Origin of the sequence: uncultured Paraglaciecola sp. (assembly GCF_937123705.1) — a bacterium.
Lineage (GTDB): Bacteria > Pseudomonadota > Gammaproteobacteria > Enterobacterales > Alteromonadaceae > Paraglaciecola.
In genome coordinates, this window is sequence record NZ_CAKZKO010000138.1 from 158,077 (window position 1) to 183,522 (window position 25,446).

The following is a 25,446-nucleotide window of genomic DNA, read 5'->3' on the forward strand; positions in this document are numbered from 1 at the left end:
CAACTATCGCTTTGCTAAGTGACTTGGCTTAGTCATCTATATCCTGCTGTCCCAGCCAGTTAACTAATTTTTGCATATCTTGGCTCGCAGCCTGATTAAGTTGTTCAACCCAATCATGTACATTTTGCCACCAAGCTGGATGATCGCCTTGTTGAATTTCGTTGGCTATTTTTTGCACCCTAGCTAAGCCGACAGAGCCCGCGGCACCTTTAATTTTATGAGCTTGAGAACACACTTCGTCTTTCTCATCTGCACTTAAGCTAAGTTGCAAGATCTCTAAGTACTCGGGCATTTTTTCTTGAAAGACCTTAACACTTGTTCTCACCATTTCATGGCCAATAGTGTCCACCAACATCTGCAACAATTCTAGATCGAGGATTGCATTAAGTTGATCTTTCTTAGGCTCTGTAGTGGGTTCGTGAGGTAATATAGGCTGCTCATAAAACAAATTATTAACGACTTCAATAATACGACTCTTCTTAACAGGTTTAGCAATAACATCGTCCATGCCATTATCAAGATACTCTTGGCGAGTTTTAACCACATTGGCCGTTAAGGCAACGATACTGGTTTGTTCTACTAATGATTCTTCATGAAGAACATTAGCCACTTCAAAACCATTCATATCTGGCAGCTGTATATCAAGTAGAACTAAATCATATTGCTTATCGCGGGCCATGGTAATCGCTTCGTTGCCTGTCATGGCGACATCAACAACTTGCCCAAGTTTTTCCAACAAGGCCTTGGCCACCATGACATTAAGCTCAATATCTTCTACTAGTAATATCTGCAAACCCGTCACTTTCAGCGTTTCTACTTGCAGAGGTTTTTGGCTAATTGCTAGGGGTAAGTCAACTGTAAAGCAGGTGCCTTCGCCCATAACACTGCTTACACTAATAGTCCCATTCATCAATGACACCATTTGTTGACATATAGCTAAGCCAATACCTGTACCAGTGGCACTTTGATGTTCAGGTAGGTCTACTTGGTAATACATAGCAAAAATTTTCTCTAAGTCTTGCTGAGGTATTCCTACTCCTGTGTCACGCACCTGAAAAGTGACCATACTGGTTTCAGCATCAATTGCTTTAGCTTTGACAGCCAATGATACGCCGCCTTTTTGCGTGAACTTGACCGCATTAAACAACAAATTCCATAATATTTGCCGTAAACGGGTACCATCTACCTCAACCAAAGCTGGTAGTGGATCTTCCACATCTGCGGTAAACATCAATTCTTTATCTTTGGCCAATAACTCAATAATGCTGCTAAGTTCTTGCGTAAATTCTTTTATCGACACTGTTTTTAGTGATAACTCAAGCCTGTCCCTATCTAACCTATCTAAATCAATAATGTCATTAAATATGTTACCTAAGGTAATACCACTGGCGTAAATCGTGCTCACCCATGCAAACTGTTCGCTGGTAAGCTCGGTATCGCGCAACATTCTACTTAAGCCAACAATGCCATTAAGGGGTGTGCGTAACTCATGGCTAATAGTTGCAATAAACGCTGTTTTGTCTTTGCTGGCTTTTGTCACTGCAATCTCTGCTTGTTTTCGCTCAGTGATATCACGGCCGAAGGCAAGTAGACCAAGGCGAGTATTATCCGCGCTATAAAATGGTACCTTACGCATTTCAAAATAGCGGCGGCGTCCATCAGCAAAACGTAGCCATAATTCTTCAGTAATACTGACGTTGTTTTCAAGTACATCTTGATCACTTGCCACTACTTGGCGGGCCAGCTCTTCATCGTAAACTTGATGTGGGGTGAGCCCAATGAGTTCCTGTTCAGTTTTACCGGTCATTTGTTCAGCAACACGGTTGCAACCGGCAAACTGTCCTTCCTCGTTGCGGTAATAAATAAGATCCGGCGACGCATCAATTATCGACCTTAGCAGTGTAGATAACCGCAAAGCTTGCTGCTCTTTCTCAGATTTGTCTGTTATTTCACGTTCGAGTTCGGTAAATACAGTTTCTCGCTCTAGTTGGGCGTTTTTTCGTTGCTCTATTTCATGACTTAGTTGTTGAATACTGGTTTGTAGCGTGCGATTAAGCACATCATCCTCTTCTCTTAATCGCTCCAACTGAGTGACGGCATCCTTAAGGCTCTCTCTTGAGCGTTCCAGCTGTTGCACTAACTCGCTAAAAATCCACATCATCCAAGGCGCGCTAAGCAAGGTCAAAATGGTGGCACTTAAAAAATCTTCAAAATGGGCATGATCACTCACAATCCCCCGGAAAACATAAGTACCCGTAAAGGTAAACATCAAGGTCAAGATGACAAATAAAACACTCGCTTTTAAGGTACCCAAACGACTAATAAACTGTGCGATCCGCATCGCCCAAGGATCAACTAGAGTCTTTTGTGTCATAAATATGTTGCTCTCAAATTTCAGTGGTTGCCACCAATGCGCGACATGCTAACAAGAATACTCCAAGGATCAAAACTTAGACTTGCATAAAAATGCTTCGTCCTATCTAAAAATACTAGTTATGCACTTTTTTAAGATATTTAGATAATATTGGATCTGGCTTCACTAGCTTAATCAATAGGCTTTTATTAACTTTTTGATAACAATACCCCCTGCTTTTTAGCTTTTTTATCTAGCATATAACCAAGCTACAACATCACTCTATCCAATTGATATTAAAGTAGTTTCAGTCCCAATTAAACCTAAAATGGTGAAAAACAAAAAATCCCTTAAATAAGAGAATTGATTTCTAAAATAATCCTCGGTATTTTGTAAGACCTGCTTAGTATAAATATTCGATACTCGACTGGTATCTTCAGTAATAATTACGATCAGAACATGAGCATCAAGCCATGAGGCGCAGGCACGTTTTTCAAACGTGTCTGAGATGTCTAAATTGGCAGTAACACTAAATAACACCCTGCCCAGTCGAGGGTTGAAGGAGTTTGCATTAATGAGTTTATTTCATCCTAACGATTCAAAGGATAACTGTGGTTTTGGCCTAATCGCTCACACTGCTGGCGAACCCAGTCATCACTTGGTTAGTACCGCTATTGAAGGACTCGACCGCATGCAACACCGTGGTGGTATTGCCGCAGACGGGAAAACCGGCGATGGTTGTGGTTTGCTTTTGCAAAAACCTGATGCGTTCTTTCGAGGAATAGCAGAGCAAAAAAACTGGAAGCTAGGTAAGAAGTACGGCGTTGGCGTGATATTTCTTAATCAAGACCAAAACTTAGCCAAGGCTGCTAAACAGATTATCATCGAAGAATTGGAAAAAGAGACCTTAGGGGTCGTTGGCTGGAGAGTAGTGCCCACCGACAATTCGGTATTAGGTGATTTAGCCGCATCCTGCGTACCTCAAATTGAACAAGTGTTTGTAAATGGCCCTTCTGGTTGGCGCTCAGCAGATTTAGAGCGGCGTTTATTTATGGCTCGCAGACGTGCTGAAAAACGCTTATCTGACGATCCTGAGTTTTACATTGCCAGTCTATCTAGCTTAGTAACAGTCTATAAAGGCCTAGTAATGGCTGGTGACTTACCCAAGTTTTACCTAGATTTAGCTGATGAAAATATGCAATCTGCTATTTGCGTATTCCATCAACGCTTTTCTACCAATACCTTGCCGCGCTGGCCATTAGCTCAACCCTTCAGGTTTTTAGCCCACAATGGTGAGATTAATACCATACGCGGCAACCGTGATTGGGCCCAAGCTCGTAGCGGTAAATTCAAAACGCCTTTATTACCCGACTTAGCCGATGCGGCCCCGTTTGTAAACGAAATAGGCTCTGACTCTTCATCTTTAGATAATATGCTTGAGCTATTTTTAGCAGGTGGTATGGACTTGTTTAGGGCGATGCGCTTGCTTGTGCCACCTGCCTATCAAAATAACAATACTATGGACGAAGACCTGAAAGCCTTCTACGAGTTTAACTCCATGCATATGGAGCCCTGGGATGGACCTGCGGGTATCGTATTAACTAACGGTCGCCATGCGGCTTGTAATCTTGACCGAAACGGTTTGCGCCCAGCTCGCTATGTTATTACTAAAGATGGCTTAATTACCTTGGCCTCAGAAGTGGGCATTTGGGACTACAAACCAGAAGATGTTGTTGAGAAAGGCCGAGTGGCACCAGGCGAGATGTTAGCCATAGATACCGAAACAGGTAAGTTATGGCGCTCAAATGAAATAGACGATGATTTAAAAAGCCGCCATCCCTATAAGGAATGGCTTGAAAAAAGCATCCGCCGTTTAGTACCTATTGAAGAATGTGAAGCCCCGGAAATCGGCAAACGTATGTTTGACGACGACATGATGAATACCTACTTCAAGCAATTTAATTTCAGCTACGAAGAACTCGATCAAGTTGTAAAAGTGTTGGCAAAAGATGGCCAAGAAGCCACTGGCTCTATGGGTGACGATACCCCAATGGCTGTGCTTTCTGGCAAGAATCGAACTATTTACGATTATTTTCGCCAGCAATTTGCTCAAGTCACCAACCCTCCTATTGATCCCTTGCGTGAAAACCATGTGATGTCTTTAGCAACTTGTATCGGCCGTGAAAAATCGGTGTTCACAGAAACATCTGGATATGCAGATCGAGTATTATTCGACTCACCCATAATGATGTACACCGATCTAAAACAGCTACGCAATTACGATCCTGAACATTATTATGCCGAATTTGTTGATCTAAATTTCCCACCTGAAGAAGGGCTAAAAAAAGCAATTAATCGGGTGTGTAATGAGGTTGAGCACATAGTTTCCCATAAACGCGCCGCTTTCGTTATTTTGTCTGATCGCGCCATTAAGTCATCACGTATTCCAATACCAGCAGCTATGGCGGTGGGCGCGGTGCAAAAACGTTTAGTAGAAAAAGGCTTACGCTGCGATGCCAATATAGTAGTAGAAACCGCATCGGTGCGAGACTCTCATCAATATGCGGTGCTACTAGGTTTAGGCGCTACCGCTATTTATCCATTTTTAGCTTATGAAGTCATTGAGCAAATGTGTGAAACGGGGCAACTCGACATGCCACCAATGCAAGCCATAGTTAATTACCGCAAAGGGATTAATAAGGGCTTGTATAAGATTATGTCTAAGATGGGCATTTCCACTATTGCCAGTTACCGTAGCTCAAAATTATTTGAAGCTATTGGTATTAATAATACCGTTATGGAAACCTGTTTTAAGGGCGTACCTAGCCGTATTCAAGGTGCTGGTTTTGATGATTTTCAACAAGACTTAGTGAATCTAAATCGTGTGGCATGGCTTAAACGCAAAAAAATCGATCACGGTGGCTTATTAAAATATGTGCATGGCGGTGAATACCACTCTTACAATCCAGATGTAGTTACTACACTACAAAAAGCGGTAGTAAGTGGTAACTATCAGGACTATCAAAAATTCAGTGAGTTGGTAAATGATCGTCCAATCGCCTGTCTTCGAGATTTGTTGGCCTTAGCGCCTAATGCAGAAGCCATTTCAATCGATGAAGTCGAACCCGCCGAAAACCTATTTCCACGGTTTGACACGGCGGCCATGTCAATTGGCGCTTTAAGTCCAGAAGCTCACGAAGCCCTAGCTATTGCCATGAATCGTTTAGGAGGCAATTCTAACTCAGGTGAAGGCGGTGAAGATCCGGCGCGATTTGGTAACGAGCGTAATTCTAATATCAAACAAATTGCATCCGGTCGTTTTGGCGTAACACCTCACTACTTAGTGAATGCTAAGATCCTGCAAATTAAAGTTGCGCAAGGGGCCAAGCCCGGTGAAGGGGGACAGCTGCCAGGTGACAAGGTGAATCAGTATATTGCTGAGTTACGACATTCGGTGCCAGGTGTTACCTTAATTTCTCCACCGCCGCATCACGATATTTACTCAATTGAAGATTTAGCTCAGTTAATTTTTGATCTAAAACAAGTCAATCCTGAAGCCTTGATTTCGGTAAAATTGGTGTCGGAACCTGGCGTGGGCACTATTGCCTGTGGCGTGGCGAAAGCCTATGCCGACTTAATTACCATCTCTGGATATGATGGTGGTACAGGTGCCAGTCCATTAACCTCGGTAAAATACGCGGGAAGTCCGTGGGAGCTGGGTCTGGCTGAAACCCAACAAGCTTTAGTCAGCAATGGCTTACGACACAAGGTCAGAGTACAAACAGATGGTGGCCTAAAAACTGGCTTAGACGTAATAAAAGGTGCCATATTAGGTGCTGAAAGCTTTGGTTTCGGCACTGGCCCAATGGTTGCGTTAGGGTGTAAATATTTGCGTATTTGCCATTTAAACAACTGTGCTACAGGCATCGCCACCCAAGACGAAAACCTACGAGAGAGTTACTTCATAGGTTTACCCGAAATGGTTATGAACTACTTTAAGTTTATCGCTCAAGAAGTACGTGAAATCATGGCAACCATGGGGGTTCGTAGGCTGGAAGACTTAGTAGGCCGCACCGATTTACTTAAGGTTTTAAATGGTGTCACTGCCAAGCAAAATAGATTGGATCTCAGCCCAATATTGGCTAAGCCAGAAGCTGGGGATCACACTAAGTTATTTTGCAGCGAGGAAGCCAATGCACCTGCAGATAGAGGTGACTTAAACCAACGACTACTCAATGATGTAGCAACGGCCGTGACCACTAAAAGTGGTGGGGTATTCAATTACCCTATTCGCAATACTGACCGTTCGGTTGGCGCTATTGTTTCAGGATTAATTGCCAAACATCATGGCAACAAAGGCATGAGCGAAAATCCTATTAAGTTAAATTTCAGAGGGACTGCTGGACAAAGCTTCGGAGTGTGGAATGCTGGCGGCCTTGAGATGACCTTATCTGGTGACGCTAATGATTATGTCGGTAAAGGCATGACAGACGGCAAGTTAGTTATTCATCCACCTAGAAACGCAAGCTTTAAATCCAATGAAAGTGTGATTGCCGGTAATACCTGCCTGTATGGCGCAACGGGTGGCAAATTATTTGCGGCAGGTCTAGCAGGTGAGCGATTTGCCGTTCGTAACTCTGGAGCCATAGCCGTAGTGGAAGGCATAGGCGACAACGGTTGTGAATATATGACAGGCGGTATTGTTGCCGTGCTTGGGCGTACAGGCGTCAACTTTGGGGCCGGTATGACAGGTGGTTTTGCGTATATTCTTGATGAACAAGATGATATCCAACAGCGCGTAAATGGAGAATTGGTTGAGCTTATGTCTATCGAAGACAAAGCCATTTTGATGGAACACTTACGTGGCCTTATCAACCAACATTATGAAGAAACAGGCAGTGAGCATGCTCACGATATCTTAAGCAATTTTGCCTCATACTTGCCTAAATTCAGATTGGTTAAGCCAAAAACCAGTGACGTTAACAATCTACTTGGTCACATTAGTCGGTCTACAGCCGAACTTCGTGTACAAGTACAATAAGGGGGGAGCATGGCTAAGAATATATACCAATTTGTTGATGTAGAGCGCATCGATCCACCTAAAAAGCCCTCTATGCTTAGGCGTGAAGAATTTGCTGAAATCTATCAGCCCATGAGTGACACTCAAGTAGCAGGTCAAGCCGATCGCTGCCTCGATTGTGGTAACCCCTACTGTGAATGGAAATGCCCAGTGCATAACTACATTCCACAATGGCTAAAACTAGCAAACGAGGGACGTATTTTTGAAGCGGCAGAATTATCCAGCCAAACCAATACCTTACCCGAGGTTTGCGGCAGAGTATGCCCACAAGACAGATTGTGTGAAGGCGCCTGCACCCTGAATGATGACTTTGGTGCCGTTACTATTGGCAGTATCGAAAAATACATTACCGACACTGCCTTTAAACAAGGCTGGAGGCCGGATATGTCTAAGGTGGTTAAAACCACTAAAAAGGTCGCCATTATTGGCGCTGGACCTGCCGGATTAGGTTGCGCCGATATCTTAGTGCGCAATGGTGTACAACCGGTTGTGTTTGATAAATATGAAAAAATTGGTGGTTTACTCACATTTGGTATTCCATCATTCAAATTAGAAAAAGACGTGATTGCGCTGCGCCATGACATTTTCACTGAAATGGGCATAGAGTTTGTACTGAATACCGAAATCGGCAAAGACAAACCATTCCAAGACTTATTAGACGGATACGATGCCGTTTTCTTAGGAATGGGGACCTATCAACCTATGCAAGGTGGCTTTGAGAACGAAAAAGCACCGGGTGTGTATGAAGCACTGCCTTACCTTATTGCCAACGTCAATCGCGAGCTAGGTTTAGAACAATCAGCCTCTGATTTTGTTGATATGCAGGGCAAAAAAGTAGTGGTACTCGGTGGTGGCGATACCACCATGGATTGTGTTCGAACCGCTATTCGTCAAGGTGCAACCGATGTGACTTGTGCCTATCGCCGCGATGAAGCCAGCATGCCTGGCTCGCGCCGAGAAGTGGTCAATGCGCGTGAAGAAGGAGTGAATTTCAACTTTAATCTTATGCCGCTAGATATTGCTGTAGACAGCGATGGCAAAGCCATAGGTGTACGAATGGTCAAGACCGAGATGGGTCAGCCCGATGCCGAAGGTCGCCGCCGCCCAGTTGTAATAGAAGGCTCAGAGCACGTACTTGAAGCCGATGCGGTGATCATTGCTTTTGGTTTTCAACCTAGCCCTGCTAGCTGGTTTGGTGACTTTGGAATAATTTTGGACGAGAAAGGCCGAGTGCGCGCCCCTAAACATGGCAAATATGCTTTCCAGACCTCTAACCCCAAGATTTTCTCAGGTGGCGATATGGTAAGAGGCTCAGATTTAGTCGTTACCGCCATTGACGAAGGCCGCTGCGCCGCTGAAGGGATTCTCGATTACCTAGGCGTTTAAAACTAAAAGCACAATCTAAACAGACAAAGGGGCTTGCGCCCCTTTGTCTGTTGGTCAAAAAAAAGAATTTAAACCACAGAGGACACAGAGCGCTTCGCTGCACAGAGAAAAAGAAGAAAGGAACAAGACACAATTAAGGAATCACACAACATGTGATTATTTTGCTTTTCTCTGTGCGCTCTGTGACCTCTGTGGTTCAACAGCTTTGCTTTTAATCCGCCATTTCAATGTCCACCCACACTAAGCGATGATCTGAAGAGCTTTTACGATCTTTGATTAAACCAAATAAGGGTTCATCTGACTTAGGCCAAAATATGCCACTTGTAGTGACATTCAGTGTTTTTGAAGGTAATACATAATCTGCGCGCATTGCCCAATCGGCAGTATGTGTGGCGGCGTATTGATTGTCTGGCGTATGTCTCTGTCCTCCTGCACTTTTTGGCACAACGAGAGCATTCACCAACGGGTGAGCAAGTAACCCTTTTATGCCGTTTTTTATGCCATCACCTTCATCAGGTGAAGCGTTTAAATCACCTGCTATAACGAAGTGTTTTCCATTAAATCCGCCTCGTTTGCCCGTATCGTCGTAGATGTAGGCTGATTTTTCACTAGTGGACAGGTAATCGGTCCAAAAACGGATTTCATCGTGATTGCGTTTACCATTACGATTTTCAGGCCCGTCGAATACAGGTGGCGTTGGATGACTGGCCAGTATATGAATAGTGTGATTACCAATTTTGATAGGAATATCCCAATGAGACTTAGAAGATAATCGTAATATCTGCTGCGCTTGCTGAGTGTAATACGATCGCCCGTTTTCATCCTTGATCGATGCCATTAAATTGTTTGGCATATCTTTCCAGAGGAAATGTTGAAAGCTGCGTATATTGTCAAATTGGATTGGATATTTGCTTAACACCACCATGCCATAATGACCCGGAAACAGCCCAAAACCAAAGGCATCGCCTTTAGTGCCAGATGCTATACCGTCCCTGTCGAGATCTAAACCTGAATCAATTCCAGTATTCACAGGCGCTGAGTAAAAATATGGATAATCGATTGAAGGTGCACCATTTTTGGCGCTATTTAAATAGTTGCGGCGAAAAGCCATAACAGCCTTATTGGATTGCTCAGAATAATCAAACTCATTGAGCAAAATGATATCCGGTTGAACCCGCTGAATAACCTCGGCAATATGACTGATTTGTTGAGACCGACTCGACAACAAATGCTTGCTCAGCACATCTGCCGTGGCAGCTTGGCTAGGCTCCATATAATTAGTGGCTTCCATACTGACGTTGAATGTCGCCACCCTAATACTTTGGCTATTTACCGGCATACTGAATACCACAGAAAAGAACAGGAATATTTTATACATTGTTTCATTACTTTTGGCTGTAAACAAAAAAGCCGACTATAAATAGTCGGCTTTCAAAGTATCTAATTTTAAGAATTAGAACTTGTATTTAACCCCTACGCGTACTTCCCATAAAGAAGGAGAGCGGACAACGGATTGTTCAAAAGGAAGGAATTCATTGTAAGAATATTGACCTTGGTCATTAATAGACGCTTCGATAATATCATCACCAACAAATGAACCTTGCTTCAAGACACCCCAGTCATCATTTAACATATTGCCTAGGTTCTTAATAACTAAGAAAGCACTGGCTTTATGTCCTTCCATAAATCCTGGAAGTTCTTGCTCAACTCGAGCATCAAACTTAACCCACCAATCGGAAGCTCTAGAGTTACGACCAGCAATTTCACCACGAGTTAAATCTTCTGCTTCAATTAAGGCATTAAAGGCTTCTAGGTCGAAGTCAGGGCCGTAAACAACTTTAGAGTCACTCTCAGTAGGCACATAAATCAAGCTACGGAAACTATTTGAATCTTCAAACATCCTAGCATCTGAGTACACGTATGAATAAGGACGACCTTCGTTTGCGGTACCAAATAAACTGAAACGGGTGTTATAACCATCAATCAATTCAGTATTGTAGCCTAAGTTCAAAGTGAAACGATGACGTGTTTCATAATCTGAAGTGGATAACTTAGGACGGTTGAAATCAACCACCGCAACATTACCGAAGTTAGAGCCAGCTGTTGAACTTGTCATTGGGCTAACATCAGTAGCACGTACATAGGCATAACCTAGAGTCGCGTCGATTCCATTGTCATAGCTCTTGTCAATTGAAGATGAAAGAATAGTTGAAGAACCATTAATTCCCTTAACGTTAGTCAAGATTAAGTCATTATTGACAAAGCGTCCATCTAATCTGTCATAAATAGGGCGCCCATCTGGTGCAGCATCTACCACAACTGAACTCAATGACTTAACTATTGGCGAATCTTGCTTCTCTGTATGCATTAAATCAACAGTAACCACATAATCACTGTCGCTAACATAAGTTAGACCTAGAGAGTATTTCCACTCTGAAGGAATATCAAAATCAGGATCAGTTGCATTCACACCACCATCACCATCTGTAATAGAAGTATTGGCTACTGCATCAAACATAGCTTGTGGAATGTCGTATATTGGACGACCAGCACCTGACAATTCAGTGTTGAACAAGTTATCGAAGTTGGCTATTTCACGTTCACGAACCTGAATATTAGTTACACCATCATTTGAGTAGGCGTTTGAAATCCAAACATTTGGATTACCACCTGAGTACAAGCCAACACCACCACGCACTTCTAAGTTATCATCTACAGCCCAGTTAAAGCCAACACGAGGTTGTATCAACGAAATACCATCCACATTACCAGTGTTACTAAAACCATAGCGGTTCATAAAGTTAACGTTTTCTGTTGGTGTATCGTCTGTGCTGTATTTGTCGTAACGTAAACCAACCATCAATTGAATGTCGTCGGTCAAGTCAAAATCATCTTGCACATAAAGTGTGAACAATTCATTTGCGAAAGTTGCACCGGCATCGGCTGGCACGTTAGTTCCGGCGGCATTACCATAATAAATACGATCTACATCACCAGATTCAAAATCATCTATGCTATTAAAGCGGTATTCACCCACTGAATGCTGTAGGAACATATTAAATACGTCAATTTCTTCGTATTCGATTCCCGCAGTAATTTTGTGATCGTTTAGGTAATAAGTAGCAGCCAATTTGGCAGTAAAGTTCTCCCAGTCAAGGTCATTTGATTGACGAGAATCATCTGGACCAATATAAACCGTACCACCACCATCAGTTCTGATTTGTGCTTCGGCAAATCCTGAAGCTGCATCTAATGAAGTTTGACGATTGTCTAACTCTGTTTTACCCAAACGAAACTCGGTAGAAAAATCAGCATTCCAATCAGAATAAACCGACAACACCATAGACTTAAGCTCTGCACCACGCTCATAGAAATGATTTTCTAAAGGCAAACGGCTAGAACCACCATCAGATTGACTAAGGCTAAAACCATCATTGTAGTTATAAACAAAAGCTGCACGATGATCTTCGTTAATGTTCCAGTCTAATTTAACTAATAACTTTTCATCTTCAACTGGCATTGAACCAGGCATGCCACCTGCATCATACCCATAAACACTTTGCGCGATACTTGTGATTCGATCCACGTCATCTTGAGTCACCCGGCTGCCTAGTGCGTCATAACTGAATAATTCAACACCTTCTACTTTTTCGTAAGAACCAAAGAAAAACAAAGTATCTTTGATTAGTGGGAAGCCTAGATTAACGCCATAACGTTTGTCGGTGAAATTGCCATTGTCAATATCATCGCCTTCAATGCTGTCGCCAATTAGGGAATCATTGTTATAGTCAAAAAATACACTTCCATGGAATTCATTAGTACCAGATTTTGTTACTGCATTAATATTACAAGCAGTAAAACCACCGTATTGCACATCAAATGGAGCCAACTCAACGGCCACCTGATCGATAGCATCAAAAGAGAAAGGCATACGCTCAGTGGGGTAACCATTGCTATTCAAACCGAAGTTATCGTTCATGCGCACACCATCAAGTGTGAGACTATTATAACGAGGGCTAGCGCCACCACACTGAACCGCATTATTGGATGCTTCGTTTACATAAATGCGAGGATCAGCACGTATAACGTCATTGATATCACGGTTGATTGCTGGTGCACCTTCTAAATCTGCAAGGTTAAAGTTAGCTGTTGGACCGGTTCCACCAAAAACAGAGGTACTAACGGCAGAAGCTGTTACTACTATACTTTCAATATCTTGCTCAGATTCTAGTGCAAGACTTAGATTATAAGACTCACCTAAGGTCAAAAACACTTCATTTACTAGCGTATCTTCAAATTGATTAGAATCAACTTTCACACTATAAGGACCACCAACGCGAAGACCTTTAGCAGTATACTGACCAGACTCATTGACTACTGTTGTTTTGACAGAGCCTGAAGGTATATGAGTAATAGTGACCACAGTTCCAGCGGCTGCATTACCTTGAGGACCTACAATTTTACCAGAAATTCCAGAAGATGTTTCTTGTGCCACTGCCGTAGTAGACATACCTACTGCCATAGCTACAGCAATCGCGATGCGATTGAATTTTGATTTTTTAAACATGATGTGTATCCTAAGTTTTGTGTGTTCTGAACCTATAATTCGAACTACAGTTTATTTATAAATGCCATGTTGACAACCTTGGCTGTCTTGGTTGATCGACTCAATATCGACTTCTCATTTCTATAACCGTTAGTTTAACAGACTAATTATGACACTTTTATTACCGCGGTAACAGTGTTGGTGTAAATTCATAAAACTGTTGCACTTCTTAGGTCATTTATACAATTTAGCAACATGTTTTAACAAAAAACTTACAAAGCTGACCAAGAAGTCAAGTAGAAAATCTACATTGTGAACTGACTTTTAGCAAGTTCGCTGGTATCTTTCGTACCAATTTATTTCTTTATGTAACGGTACGCTATGTCTACCCCTTTAGTTATTGCCATTTCAGGCGCATCCGGTTCAGGTAAGTCTTTGTTTACTGAGAATTTATTAAAAGAATTTTCTGAAGAAGGCAAGACAGTTCAAATTTTACGAGAAGATCACTATTATCGCTCTCAGGATCATTTGCCCATGGCGGAAAGAGAAAAAAACAACTATGACCACCCAAAAGCCTTTGAACATGAGTTGTTGGTTGAACATTTAAGTGCGTTGAAAAATTGGCAGTCTATTGAGTACCCACATTATTGTTATAAAACTCACACCCGTCTTGAAAAAACTGAAACCTTGATTTCAGCCCCCGTTATTATCATTGAAGGTATTATGTTGTTAGCCAACGATGCGTTACAACCTATGTTTGATATTAAGATTTTTGTGGATACACCGCTGGATATTTGTTTACTACGCCGTATGAAACGGGATATAGCTGAAAGAGGGCGTACTTTAGAGTCGGTTGCGAATCAGTATGAGTCAACTGTTAAACCTATGTATCATCAGTTTATTTCCCCTAGTCGCTTCACCGCAGATGTAATTGTCACTCAGGGTGGTAAAAACCGCATTGCACTCGATGTGATTAAATCTCATATCCAGCAGAGCCTGCTTTAATTTACAAATAAATTACTGATTACTAATAAAAATAAAAAAGGAAATCACATGGTTAGTCTTATCGGCGTAGCACTAATGTTGCTTATCGCGTTTGCTTTTTCGTCTCACAAGCGGGCCATCAATTGGCGCACTGTAGGCGGTGCATTTGCCATTCAGGCCTCGGTGGGGGCCTTAGTATTATATTTTCCTCCGGGTAAGCAATTTCTTTTATCGCTCACCAGCTATGTAGAAAATATTATTAGCTATAGCCAAGATGGTATTAGCTTTATATTTGGCCCTTTGGGTAACAAATCTATCGGTTTTATCTTTGCTTTTAATGTATTACCGGTGATTATATTTTTCTCATCTTTAATTACGGTTTTATATCACCTTAAGATTATGAACGTGATAATTCGCGTGATTGGCGGTTTTTTACAAATGTTCTTGAAAACCAGCCGACCTGAATCTATGTCAGCTGCAGCCAATATTTTTGTGGGGCAGACCGAGGCGCCTCTCGTTATCAGGCCTTATATTCCTAACCTTACACGCTCCGAACTGTTTGCCGTTATGGTTGGCGGTTTAGCCTCTATTGCCGGCTCCGTTATGGCGGGTTACGCCAGCATGGGCGTTGAGATAGAATACCTATTGGCTGCCAGTTTTATGGCTGCTCCAGGTGGTTTATTGATGGCGAAAATTATTATACCTGAAACTCAAGAAGCTAAGAATGAGCTTTCTGATCAAGCAGAGCAAGACAACCAATACGCCAATATTTTTGATGCCGCGGCCAGTGGCGCAGCCAGTGGTTTACATTTAGCCTTAAACGTAGGAGCGATGTTACTCGCGTTTATCGGATTAATTGCCTTATTAAACGGCCTTATTGGTTGGAGCGGCGCGCTATTTGGTGCAGAGGATTTAAGTTTTCAGGTGATCTTGGGTTATGTTTTTCAACCTATTGCTTGGACACTAGGGGTACCATGGGAAGAAGCCAATATTGCTGGTAGTTTTATTGGTCAAAAAATGGTGGTGAATGAGTTTGTTGCTTACCTAGATTTTCTGCAACATCAGGCCTCCCTTTCTCCCATTACTCAAGCTATCGTTATTTTTGCGCTATGTGGTTTTGCTAATTTTTCATCTATTGCCATATTAATGGGTGGTATAGGTGCAATGGCACCAACCAGACGTAAAGAAATTGCCCAATTGGGTTTGAAAACAGTACTAGCAGCGACTCTGGCTAACTTAATGAGCGCCGCTTTGGCTGGGTTTTACCTTAGCCTTTAAATAGACCAAAATAGTAGAGAGAACATAACAATGAAATTAGTCGCCGTAGATTACACAGCCCCCAATGCTGACCAACTTTTTGTAGAGTCATTGCATAAGACGGGGTTTGGCGTATTAAAAAATCACCCTATTAGCCAAGACCGAGTCAGCAATATTTATCAGCGCTGGCAGGCGTTTTTTAACAGTGAAGAAAAGCATCAATTTACCTATAATAAAGACACCCACGATGGATTTTTTTCCACTGAGATATCTGAAACGGCTAAGGGTTTTAAAAAGAAAGATATTAAAGAGTATTTTCACTTCTACCCTTGGGGCCGTTGCCCTGAAGCATTGAAACAAGAAGTCGTAGATTATTATCGGGATACCACGGCATTAGCATCTGAATTGCTGGCTTGGGTTGAGAAATATTCACCAGAAGAAGTATCAGCTAAATACACCCAGTCATTATCCAGTATGGTCACAGATAGCGAACAAACTCTATTGCGTATTTTGCACTACCCACCTCTGGATGGTTCAGAAGAGCCTGATGCCATCCGCGCAGCCGCCCATGAAGACATTAATTTGCTGACAATATTACCCTCGGCTAATGAACCAGGGCTACAGGTAAAAGGTACGGGAGACTCATGGATAGACGTGCCTTGTGATTTTGGTAACTTAATTGTAAATATTGGCGATATGTTACAAGAAGCATCGGGCGGGTATTTTCCTTCTACTACTCACCGAGTAGTGAATCCAGATGGAAGCGATCAAACTAAAGCTAGAGTATCTCTGCCGTTATTCTTACATCCCAATCCAGAGGTAGTGTTGTCTGATCGCTACACAGCAAAAAGTTACTTGCAAGAGCGTCTCGAAGAGTTAGGCGTCGCCTAATTTATACCAATCCATCCTAACAATTGATCACTCAGTGGGATTTAAAAGTGACTAATTGTTAGGATGAATTGGTATTATTCCTTTATCAGCCGCCTGCAGGATCAGCCAAGCCGTTTCTGCGGCGGATAGAAAAAATCTCTGATTAATATTCTCAAAACTGTCTTTGGGTGTATGGTAGCGCTTATGTATACCACCACCTAGAAATAAATAGGGAATACCCACTTTAGAAAAAGCCGCGTGATCACTGGCCTTACGCCAATTCACATGCTTTCCAAAACGGTTGAATCTTTGACTTTTTCTATGATCCACAAGCAAACATAACCCAGAAATCTCAGCGACATTATTAACTAGGTGAAATAATTGCTTCTTTCCCCTAGAAAAAGTTGCATAAAGCCTGTTTCTACGTCCACCTTCACCTAACATATCCAAGTTAATGTTCAGTGTAATAGCGTGTTTATCTATAGGTAGATGACTCACAAAAGCTTTGGCTCCGTGTAAACCTTTCTCTTCGGCATCAGTAGCCAAAAAAATCACTGAGTGAGATAAGTCAACTTCCGTGACCTTTTCAGCAATGGCAAGTAAAGCGGCCACACCCGACGCATTATCATCGGCACCATAATAAACATGGCGAGCTGTTGCTCCTAAATGATCATAATGTGCTGTCACTACAATAAATTGATGGGCAAAGTTACCACCTTTTACCCAACCAACAATATTGATACCTTGACTGCCTGAAGAAGGTTTAGGATAAGCAAACTTTTGGATATATTCTGGATATTCAGTAAAATGCGTCAACCCCACTTCCTGAAACCGGCTTTGGATAAACGTCTTTGCCTTAAAATTGCCAACAGACCCCGTTTTTCGACCTGCCATATCAACAGAAGACAAAATACTTAAGTCTTTAATCAATAGGACTTCATTTAGTAACCCAAAAGACTGAAGCTGCCCACATTTTGCATAAACTTGTGAATATAAACAAAGACTTAAGATTGAAGCTATAAACAGCTTCAAAACTATAAGCTACTAAGAAATGCGAGTTTTCTTTGATATTTTTCCTCATCATGCCTATTGCGGGTCTTGTTCTTAGCTAATTTCAAATATCGTTCACTTTGTCGTAACTCGCCTATCTCAAAATAGACGCGGGCCAAACCAAAATATACCTCGTGCTTATTTCTGTCTAAAGATAATGCAGTTCGAAAATGGGTTAAAGCTTGATCCCAATGTTTTCGTTCTAGCTCTTGCTCACCTAAATTAACATGATAATAAGGATTGCTGTTTCTGCGATTTTCTACAATTTCTAACATTTGCTCAGCTTCTGTTTCTCGCCCCATAAACGTATATAAATACGCCAGATTTTCCATTGCAGTAAGACTTTCAGGCTTGAGAACTAAGGCATATCGATAGACCCTCTCTGCTTGAGGGAAATGCCCGCTTAAACGGTAAAGAATGCCAAGGTTTATCCAGGCAGAGTGGAATTTAGGTTGCAGCAACACCGCCTCTCGAAAATAGGCGTAAGCTGATACATAATCATGTCGCAAAATCGCATCAGCCCCTTTATTATTGTAGAACATTGATAGAATAGCTTGTTTACCTACGACCTTCTTTGGCAAGCCACGTCTAGATGATTGAGGATCAAAATCTACCTGATATCCACGATTTTTAAAAACAAAAACATTGGGTTCGGGGGGCGCAAGAATTTTTAGATTAATATGCCCATTAAGCAGGCTAAAGCCCGAACGTCTTGTCCAATATTCGGGAATAATGACTTCCTGAAAATCGACGTCAAACCCTGCTTCAGTCGCCAAAGCATAAGTCATTATTGACATAGACAAACAGTTCGCTGCTTGAAAGTGAAAAGTATCGTTTGCATTGGTGTTAGCATCACCTTGATACAGCAGGTTTAGCTTGGAGCGGTCAAATATTGCTTTTACCAAGGCCTCCATTTGATCGGTTTTTTTCTTCAAAGGAGCGACAGTAGAAGCTACAAAAGCCTTTGCTTCAGGACCTAAATAAAATAACTGTTCTTCAGACTCTATTTCGATGTCGCTAAAACCTGAAAAACCTTGGTCATAGAAAACCGGTTCGGCCGCAGGAATGTGCATTACCCTAGACTGACATGCAGAGAATAGGGATAACACCAATAACAATATAAAGGCATTCCTAAACGTAAAAGGTTGTCGCATGTTATGTACTCCAAACAGCATTTACATACTTTTACCATAGCTGTTATAGGTTCTAACTGCTACTTCATTCAACTTAAAAAACACCCACTCTGTCCGGATGAATGGTGTTTTATCCTTCAATTTGCGTAACTAACTCGATCTCGGGATAGCTAATAAGATTGAATTTCCCCTATAACAAGTATTTTTCAATAAAACCAAGCTCAATCCTTTGAATCGCTTTGCAACAATAATAAACTTAAGTCTGACTACCCTTAACTTATACAAATAAAGATAATCCTATGAAAATAGCTATTTTAGGTGCCATGGATGAAGAAATAACCCTTATCCGTGCATCCCTTGAAAATTGCCAAGAACAACAATTCAATCATCTTACGGTATATATCGGCCAATTAGGCACAGTTGAAATTGCGCTGGTTAAGTGCGGGATCGGCAAAGTCGCCGCCGCTGTCGCAACTAGCGTTGTGATCCAGCACTTTGCCCCAGACTATGTTATCAATACTGGATCGGCTGGCGGCTTTTCTAAAAACCTTAATATTGGCGATATTGTCATTGCTACTGAGTTACGCCATCACGATGCAGACTTAACTCACTTTGGCTACGAACTCGGACAAAATGCGGGTATGCCACCACAGTTTAAATGCGACCAAAAATTAGTAAGCCTCGCATATGAGGCTGCGACTAACCTCAAGGACGTACAAGTACAACAAGGGCTTATTTGCACTGGTGATTCATTTGTTGGAAGTGACGAGGCGGCAGCAGTTATTAGACAAAACTTCCCCGATACTTGCGCCGTAGAAATGGAAGGCGTTGCTATCGCTCAAAGCTGCCATTTGCTAGGTACTTCATTTTTGGTTATCCGCTCGCTATCCGATATTGCCGGTAAAACCTCGACTATGTCTTTTGAAACATATCTAGAACAAGCAGCCAAAAACTCAGCAAGTTTAGTGATGCAAACTATTGCAAAATTAGCTTAATGAACAATTTAGTTAATACCTTGTTGAGCGCACATTTGCTGCCATTTTGGGTATTGCTATTAGTTATTCTCACAGAACGATATCTACTTTGGCCTGACAAATACCACCCTATTAGTTTTATAAAGTTATTAGCGATGGGCTTGCAAGCCAAAGTACTTGCCCCAGAACGCCATACTGCAAGACAGCAAAAAATTTCTGGGGCGTTAGCAAGCTTGGTATTATTGCTACCTGTTGCAACAATTTTGCTGGTGCTTAAGTATTTGTCAGAGTTTCCAATATTTTTTGAAGCCTTAATGTTACTTGTGGCATTGCGCTTTCAAGATATTCCAAAGCAAACCCGTCGCGTAACGGCTGCCTTAGCCAAACAACATAAAATGTTAGCCCGACAAGCTCTATCACAAATCGTGTTACGAGAAACCGATAAAATGTCACCAATGGGTATGGTAAAGGCCAATATCGAATCCCAGTTGTTGCGCTATTGTTATCAATATTGCTCAGTGGTTTTTTGGTACATACTCACAGGTGGAGTCGGCGCACTTATCTATCGCTTGGCATACGAATTGTGTCTGTGTTGGAATCATAAACTGAATACCTTTAAATATTTTGGGTGGCCAATACGCAAGGTTGTTAATATATTGCAATGGTTACCTAGTAAATTGGCTTGCTTAAGTGTGGTATTAGCGGTAAACCTTAGCCAAGGTGCAAAAGCACTATTTTCTCGAATAAGTTACCAGTCTACTCATGTATTTGTCTTAAATTTGTGTGGCGCAAGTTTAGGTATTGAACTAGGCGGGCCAGCCTACTATGACCAACAAAAGATAAGGGGAATAAAATGTGGAGGTGCGAGACAAATCAAGCTTGCTGATAACGCCCGAACTATGACAGCCATCAATCATGCTACTTGGGTGTGGTTAGTGCTGTACTTTTTAAGCTGCGCCTTAGGATTTTTTATCAGCAAATAGCCCATTAACCCTAGTGACTTGGTCAATATTACAAACTGAAGACTAGATTTTTATTCAACAATCCATGCAACAATAAGGAACAACATCATGTTAAAACACCTGACTTTTTGGATACTCTGCTTACTTAGTTTTGCTGTTATCTCGGGTAATATCAATAACATCAGCCAACAGGAGCTACTTGAAACTGATGGTAAAGACCTCATCATAGTAGACGTTCGGACAGCTGAGGAATTTCAGCAAGGGCATGTACCTAATGCCATTAATGTTCCGTTAAGCGATATAATGCAAGACACTGCTATATTGAAGTCATCTAAAGGTAAGCCAATTGTACTGTATTGCCGTTCAGGTAAGCGTGCTGGTAAAGCCGCCAATCTACTACAAAAGGACGGATACCAAAATATTAGGCATCTTGAAGGGGATATGTTGGCGTGGATCGAAGCAGGGTTAACTGTAGAACGATAACAGTGACCCATTTCAAAAGAAATAGGCCACTTAGGTTAACTACTTAAAAGCAATCCGCGCAAATTTGCGTTTACCTATTTGCAATACAGTCTGTAGCGGTTGATTAAACAGGTGTTTAGTATCACTCACTTTTTCACCATCTATTTTAACCGCGCCTTGTTTGATCATACGCATGGCTTCAGATGTAGAACCCACTAACCCAGCATTTTTTAACACATTGGCAATCATCAAGCCTTCGCTCGGTAATTCATATTCGAATTCTGGCATGTCGTCAGGTATAACATTTTTCTGAAAACGTTGAACAAAGGCCTGATGGGCAGCTTCGGCGGCAGCATCATTATGAAAACGCGCTATCAGTTCTTTTGCCAAGTCAATTTTACTGTCTCTCGGGTTAGCCCCTGCCGTTACTTTATCTTTAATAGCATCGATTTCAGCTTTAGGTTTAAAGCTCAATAAATCATAATAACGCCACATTAAATCATCAGATATAGACATGACTTTACCAAACATGTCATTAGGCGCATCGGTAATGCCGATATAATTGTTTAAGGACTTAGACATTTTTTGGACGCCATCTAGTCCTTCAAGCAAGGGCATCATTAATACTGTTTGTTGTCTTTGGCCTTCAGACTTTTGCAACTCTCTACCCATTAGCAAATTGAAGCGTTGATCGGTGCCACCCAATTCAACATCTGCTTGTAAGGCAACCGAATCCCAGCCTTGTACCAAAGGATACAAAAACTCGTGGATCGCAATAGGTTGTCCGTTGCTATAGCGCTTTTTAAAGTCGTCTCGTTCTAACATACGTGCAACAGTTTGATTTGCAGCGAGCTTGATCATGCCTGCCGCTCCTAATGCTTCCATCCACTGTGAGTTAAAACGAATGCTAGTCTTAGCCGGGTCTAAAATTTTAAACACTTGTTCTTTATAGGTTTCTGCGTTGGCTAAAACGTCTTCTTTGGTGAGTGGCTTTCTGGTCACATTCTTGCCGGTCGGATCACCAATCATGCCGGTAAAATCACCAATAAGAAATATGACTTCGTGGCCTAACTGCTGAAAAGTACGTAGCTTATTGATTAAAACCGTATGACCCAAATGTAAATCTGGTGCCGTGGGATCAAAACCCGCCTTAATTTTCAAGGGTTTCCCTTCTTTTAGTTTGGCAATAAGTTCATCTGGTAATAATATTTCTTCCGCCCCGCGCTGAATTTCAGCCATGGCACCTTGCCAATCTGTCATTTTTGTAACCTTGTTAAAAATATACTGTTAATCTCATGGTCGACATTTTACGTGCCAAGCCCAAGTAATGAAAGGCCTATGGTATTTTTTAAGATAACTTAAGCCCCAAAACCACACCCAAAAAATCGTTCAAAAAACCACCAGCAACTAGAAAATTACTCACAATACGTATATTCTGCAGCTAAGTTCTATATTCTGTGTTGTATTTGTGATTAAAAAGTCGTTAAAAAATATGCCTAAACCCCACAAATGGGTTATTTCTGGAATCGCTGGATTTTTGTTTGTGTTGTTTTTATTACCCTCTGAACCGGTCAATGCATATAAAAACCCCAAGCCAGCTTTAGAGATTGGTAAACGTTATGATTTAGACGTTAACTTTGATAACTTTTCTGTTGAAAATTTTACGGGTTTAGAAGAAACCACAAAAGTTAAGTCTGTTGTGGTTAAGCAAGGTGATAACTTAGCTATCATTTTCAAACGTAACGGCTTGTCGCCACAGCAAACCTATCGTGTCAGCAAAGCAGGTAAACTCGCTAAAAAATTACTAAAAATATTGCCCGGTGAAGTATTAGAATTGCACATTGATCAGCAAGGCCAGTTGACATCATTACACTACCCTTACTCCAATACTGACACTTTAGTCATTACTCAAAATCAAGACAATAGCTTTAGTAGTCAAGTTAAGACACTCGACCTAGACACTCGATTAAATTACACCCAAGGCGATGTTACCAACAGCTTTTGGAATGCTGGTCTAAAAGCCAATTTAAGCAACAATCAAATTATGCAAGTAGCCGGCATTTTTGGCTGGGATATAGATTTTGCCCTTGGCCTTAGGGCCGGCGATAGCTTTTATGTGATGTTTGAAGAGCATTATATTAATGGTGAGTTTGTCGAAAACGGGAATATAATTGCTGCTCAGTTTGTGAATCAGGGTGAGACATACACAGCCATACGTTACGACGATGGCAACTTTTACACCCCAGAAGGCCGCAGCATGCGTAAGAGTTTTTTACGAGCGCCGGTTAACTTTAGATATATCAGTTCAAGCTTCAAGAAAAAGCGCTTTCATCCGGTGCAAAAACGCTGGAAAGCTCACAGAGGTGTAGACTACGCGGCTGATCGCGGTACCCCTGTTATCGCTGCCGGTGACGGAAAAGTCATCAGGGCTGCTTATAACAAGTACAATGGCCACCATGTTTTTATTCAGCACGGTGAAAAATATGTCACTAAATACCTGCACTTTACCAAACGCAAAGTGAAAAGAGGTCAAACAGTTAAGCAAGGGCAATTAATTGGTACGGTAGGCTCAACAGGCTTGGCTTCAGGCCCGCACTTACACTATGAATTTTTAGTCAACGGTGTACATCGCAACCCACGCACGGTAAATTTACCCAAAGCACAACCTATAGCCAAAAAAGAAAAAGCTAAGTTTATTGATATCGCCACCACTAGGCTACAACAATTAAACAATAGCAAACGTATTATGTTGGCAATGAATTAAGGGCAGTTATGCCACAGCTATATCTTGGTTTAATGTCGGGCACCAGTATTGATGGTGTCGATGCGGCATTGGTAGATTTTTCGGGACCTCATCCTAGATTATTAGATTCTCAAACCTTTGCTTTTCCACCTTCTTTAACTAGTCAATTACACCAATTGTGTGCCCCTTCAGGAAATGAGATAGAACAGATGGGGCGCGCCGATCGAGAGGTTGCAAAAGTCTTCGCAGAGGCATCACTGCAATTGTTAAAAAACAATTATGTGCGCCCTGATCAGATAAAAGCCATAGGCTCGCACGGTCAAACTATTCGCCATATCCCCAGCGGCCAGCACAGTTTTAGTTTGCAAATAGGCGATCCTAATACCCTGGCAGCGTTGACGGGTATTGACGTGGTTGCCGATTTTAGACGTAAAGATATTGCCTTAGGCGGCCAAGGCGCTCCCTTAGTCCCTGCTTTTCATAAAGCGGTATTTTCCAGCCCAACACTATCCCGTATTGTGGTGAATATAGGTGGCATTGCAAATCTTACCTATTTACCAAAAGGTACATCTGATGACATTATTGGATACGACACTGGCCCTGGGAATACCTTATTAGATGCTTGGTGTAAGCTGCATACTGGGCAAGACTATGATGAAAAAGGTCAATGGGCTGCACAACGGTCTGGAGATCCTGAACTATTGCAATTACTAAGCAAACATCCTTACTTTTCGCAACTGGCACCTAAGAGTACCGGACGTGAAGAATTTAACTTGACTTGGTTACAACAAAATATCGATAAATTACCCCGTCAGTTAGATCCACAAGTGGTGCAGGCGACTTTAGTTATGTTGACTGCATCCACTATCGCCACGCAAGTTTTACAATTTAGAGATGTTGAACAAGTGTATATTTGTGGTGGTGGTGCGCGAAATGAATTCCTTGTAGAAGAACTTGAATCTGAGCTTCATGAATGTGATTTTTTCACCACAGATGACCTCGGGGTCGAAGCCGATGCTGTTGAAGCTATGGCATTTGCATGGCTTGCCTATGCTCATTTCAATAATATTCAAGGCAGTATCGCAAGTGTAACCGGCGCAACAAAAGGTGCGGTGCTGGGCACTTACTGCCCAGGTAAAATATAACCATGATGCAACGCCACTTAGATAAAACAGACCTCAGCATTTTGGCGGCCTTATACAAAGACGCTAGAATGAATAATAAGGACATTGCGAAGCTTGCAGGGCTGGCCCCTTCTTCATGTCTTGAACGAATAAAAAAGCTACAAAGTGATCAGGTAATAAAAGGGGCACAGCTAAATGTCGACTTCCAAGCTTTAGGCGGCAATATTCAAGTGATGATTTCGATTCGATTGTCGGATCATAGCCAACCCACAATAGATACTTTTCAAACACAGTTAACCTTATTGCCAGAAGTCATCAGCCTGTATCATATGGGCGGAGAAAATGACTTTTTACTCCATGCTAGCTTAAGTGATACCGAACACTTACGAAACTTTGTGTTTAATGCGATTACCGCAAGAAAAGAAGTTAATCATGTGGAAACGGCGCTTATTTACGACCATGTAAAGGGTACTGAACTGCCAAAAGTATAATGACCAAGATTTGCTCTTTTAAAGTTCGACT

General features: G+C 41.8%; 17 protein-coding genes. 11 read left to right on the forward strand and 6 right to left on the reverse strand.

Annotated features, from left to right (window positions below; translation table 11 throughout):
• Nucleotides 1–28: 28 nt before the first annotated feature.
• Complete coding sequence (gene arcB / locus Q0688_RS17910; RefSeq protein WP_299080136.1) at nucleotides 29–2,374, reverse strand: aerobic respiration two-component sensor histidine kinase ArcB; 2,346 nt, start codon at nucleotides 2,372–2,374, stop codon at nucleotides 29–31.
• A gap of 553 nt (nucleotides 2,375–2,927) precedes the next feature.
• On the opposite strand from arcB, the gene gltB reads away from it, so the two are divergent.
• Both gltB and Q0688_RS17920 read left to right on the forward strand, forming a co-directional pair.
• Nucleotides 2,928–7,394, forward strand: a complete 4,467-nt coding sequence (gltB, locus tag Q0688_RS17915; RefSeq protein WP_299080139.1) for a glutamate synthase large subunit — start codon at nucleotides 2,928–2,930, stop codon at nucleotides 7,392–7,394.
• A 9-nt stretch (nucleotides 7,395–7,403) separates the two neighbouring features.
• Nucleotides 7,404–8,819: an FAD-dependent oxidoreductase gene (locus tag Q0688_RS17920; RefSeq protein WP_299080142.1), complete on the forward strand. Its 1,416-nt coding sequence runs from the start codon at nucleotides 7,404–7,406 to the stop codon at nucleotides 8,817–8,819.
• A 211-nt stretch (nucleotides 8,820–9,030) separates the two neighbouring features.
• Here the strand turns inward: Q0688_RS17920 and Q0688_RS17925 are convergent, their stop codons facing one another.
• Together Q0688_RS17925 and Q0688_RS17930 are read right to left on the reverse strand one after the other, a co-directional pair.
• The gene (locus tag Q0688_RS17925; protein WP_299080144.1) at nucleotides 9,031–10,197 is read right to left on the reverse strand and encodes an endonuclease/exonuclease/phosphatase family protein; all 1,167 of its coding nucleotides are present in this window, start codon (nucleotides 10,195–10,197) and stop codon (nucleotides 9,031–9,033) included.
• 75 nt (nucleotides 10,198–10,272) lie between these two features.
• Entirely contained in the window at nucleotides 10,273–13,386 is a 3,114-nt protein-coding gene (locus Q0688_RS17930) for a TonB-dependent receptor (protein ID WP_299080147.1), read from the reverse strand.
• A gap of 360 nt (nucleotides 13,387–13,746) precedes the next feature.
• On the opposite strand from Q0688_RS17930, the gene udk reads away from it, so the two are divergent.
• From udk to Q0688_RS17945, 3 genes are read left to right on the forward strand one after another with little or no spacing between them, the layout of a single operon-like run.
• Complete coding sequence (gene udk / locus Q0688_RS17935; protein ID WP_299080150.1) at nucleotides 13,747–14,370, forward strand: uridine kinase; 624 nt, start codon at nucleotides 13,747–13,749, stop codon at nucleotides 14,368–14,370.
• A 48-nt stretch (nucleotides 14,371–14,418) separates the two neighbouring features.
• Entirely contained in the window at nucleotides 14,419–15,627 is a 1,209-nt protein-coding gene (locus Q0688_RS17940) for a NupC/NupG family nucleoside CNT transporter (protein WP_299080153.1), read from the forward strand.
• A gap of 30 nt (nucleotides 15,628–15,657) precedes the next feature.
• Entirely contained in the window at nucleotides 15,658–16,497 is an 840-nt protein-coding gene (locus Q0688_RS17945) for a 2OG-Fe(II) oxygenase family protein (RefSeq protein WP_299080157.1), read from the forward strand.
• 51 nt (nucleotides 16,498–16,548) lie between these two features.
• Here Q0688_RS17945 and Q0688_RS17950 read toward each other — a convergent pair whose 3' ends face one another.
• Complete coding sequence (locus tag Q0688_RS17950; protein ID WP_299080160.1) at nucleotides 16,549–17,406, reverse strand: M28 family peptidase; 858 nt, start codon at nucleotides 17,404–17,406, stop codon at nucleotides 16,549–16,551.
• A 104-nt stretch (nucleotides 17,407–17,510) separates the two neighbouring features.
• The gene (locus tag Q0688_RS17955; RefSeq protein WP_299080163.1) at nucleotides 17,511–18,680 is read right to left on the reverse strand and encodes a tetratricopeptide repeat protein; all 1,170 of its coding nucleotides are present in this window, start codon (nucleotides 18,678–18,680) and stop codon (nucleotides 17,511–17,513) included.
• 278 nt (nucleotides 18,681–18,958) lie between these two features.
• Here Q0688_RS17955 and mtnN point away from each other — a divergent pair, with 278 nt between their 5' ends.
• From mtnN to Q0688_RS17970, 3 genes are all read left to right on the forward strand, one after another.
• Complete coding sequence (gene mtnN, locus Q0688_RS17960; RefSeq protein WP_299080166.1) at nucleotides 18,959–19,654, forward strand: 5'-methylthioadenosine/S-adenosylhomocysteine nucleosidase; 696 nt, start codon at nucleotides 18,959–18,961, stop codon at nucleotides 19,652–19,654.
• Complete coding sequence (locus tag Q0688_RS17965; RefSeq protein ID WP_299080170.1) at nucleotides 19,654–20,616, forward strand: cobalamin biosynthesis protein; 963 nt, start codon at nucleotides 19,654–19,656, stop codon at nucleotides 20,614–20,616. The genes mtnN and Q0688_RS17965 overlap by 1 nt, the downstream gene beginning before the upstream one ends.
• Before the next feature lie 87 nt (nucleotides 20,617–20,703).
• Entirely contained in the window at nucleotides 20,704–21,078 is a 375-nt protein-coding gene (locus Q0688_RS17970; RefSeq protein ID WP_299080173.1) for a rhodanese-like domain-containing protein, read from the forward strand.
• 39 nt (nucleotides 21,079–21,117) lie between these two features.
• Here the strand turns inward: Q0688_RS17970 and tyrS are convergent, their stop codons facing one another.
• Nucleotides 21,118–22,317, reverse strand: coding sequence for a tyrosine--tRNA ligase (tyrS, locus tag Q0688_RS17975; protein ID WP_299080175.1), 1,200 nt, complete (start codon nucleotides 22,315–22,317; stop codon nucleotides 21,118–21,120).
• 208 nt (nucleotides 22,318–22,525) lie between these two features.
• Between tyrS and Q0688_RS17980 the strand changes: the two genes are divergently transcribed.
• From Q0688_RS17980 to Q0688_RS17990, 3 genes are read left to right on the forward strand one after another with little or no spacing between them, the layout of a single operon-like run.
• Entirely contained in the window at nucleotides 22,526–23,821 is a 1,296-nt protein-coding gene (locus tag Q0688_RS17980; protein ID WP_299080177.1) for a peptidoglycan DD-metalloendopeptidase family protein, read from the forward strand.
• Nucleotides 23,822–23,829: 8 nt separating this feature from the next.
• Nucleotides 23,830–24,945, forward strand: a complete 1,116-nt coding sequence (locus Q0688_RS17985) for an anhydro-N-acetylmuramic acid kinase (protein WP_299080180.1) — start codon at nucleotides 23,830–23,832, stop codon at nucleotides 24,943–24,945.
• Nucleotides 24,946–24,947: 2 nt separating this feature from the next.
• Nucleotides 24,948–25,415: an Lrp/AsnC family transcriptional regulator gene (locus Q0688_RS17990; RefSeq protein WP_299080185.1), complete on the forward strand. Its 468-nt coding sequence runs from the start codon at nucleotides 24,948–24,950 to the stop codon at nucleotides 25,413–25,415.
• Nucleotides 25,416–25,446 lie beyond the last annotated feature (31 nt).

What these genes read in the sequence shown, in the direction of transcription:
- Q0688_RS17970 (WP_299080173.1), top strand. Translation starts at nt 20,704, where the DNA reads ATGTTAAAACACCTGACTTTTTGGATACTCTGCTTACTTAGTTTTGCT.
- Q0688_RS17925 (WP_299080144.1), bottom strand. Translation starts at nt 10,197, where the DNA reads ATGTATAAAATATTCCTGTTCTTTTCTGTGGTATTCAGTATGCCGGTA.
- Q0688_RS17945 (WP_299080157.1), top strand. Translation starts at nt 15,658, where the DNA reads ATGAAATTAGTCGCCGTAGATTACACAGCCCCCAATGCTGACCAACTT.
- Q0688_RS17985 (WP_299080180.1), top strand. Translation starts at nt 23,830, where the DNA reads ATGCCACAGCTATATCTTGGTTTAATGTCGGGCACCAGTATTGATGGT.
- arcB (WP_299080136.1), bottom strand. Translation starts at nt 2,374, where the DNA reads ATGACACAAAAGACTCTAGTTGATCCTTGGGCGATGCGGATCGCACAG.
- Q0688_RS17940 (WP_299080153.1), top strand. Translation starts at nt 14,419, where the DNA reads ATGGTTAGTCTTATCGGCGTAGCACTAATGTTGCTTATCGCGTTTGCT.
- mtnN (WP_299080166.1), top strand. Translation starts at nt 18,959, where the DNA reads ATGAAAATAGCTATTTTAGGTGCCATGGATGAAGAAATAACCCTTATC.
- Q0688_RS17930 (WP_299080147.1), bottom strand. Translation starts at nt 13,386, where the DNA reads ATGTTTAAAAAATCAAAATTCAATCGCATCGCGATTGCTGTAGCTATG.
- tyrS (WP_299080175.1), bottom strand. Translation starts at nt 22,317, where the DNA reads ATGACAGATTGGCAAGGTGCCATGGCTGAAATTCAGCGCGGGGCGGAA.
- Q0688_RS17965 (WP_299080170.1), top strand. Translation starts at nt 19,654, where the DNA reads ATGAACAATTTAGTTAATACCTTGTTGAGCGCACATTTGCTGCCATTT.
- gltB (WP_299080139.1), top strand. Translation starts at nt 2,928, where the DNA reads ATGAGTTTATTTCATCCTAACGATTCAAAGGATAACTGTGGTTTTGGC.
- Q0688_RS17955 (WP_299080163.1), bottom strand. Translation starts at nt 18,680, where the DNA reads ATGCGACAACCTTTTACGTTTAGGAATGCCTTTATATTGTTATTGGTG.
- Q0688_RS17990 (WP_299080185.1), top strand. Translation starts at nt 24,948, where the DNA reads ATGATGCAACGCCACTTAGATAAAACAGACCTCAGCATTTTGGCGGCC.
- Q0688_RS17920 (WP_299080142.1), top strand. Translation starts at nt 7,404, where the DNA reads ATGGCTAAGAATATATACCAATTTGTTGATGTAGAGCGCATCGATCCA.
- udk (WP_299080150.1), top strand. Translation starts at nt 13,747, where the DNA reads ATGTCTACCCCTTTAGTTATTGCCATTTCAGGCGCATCCGGTTCAGGT.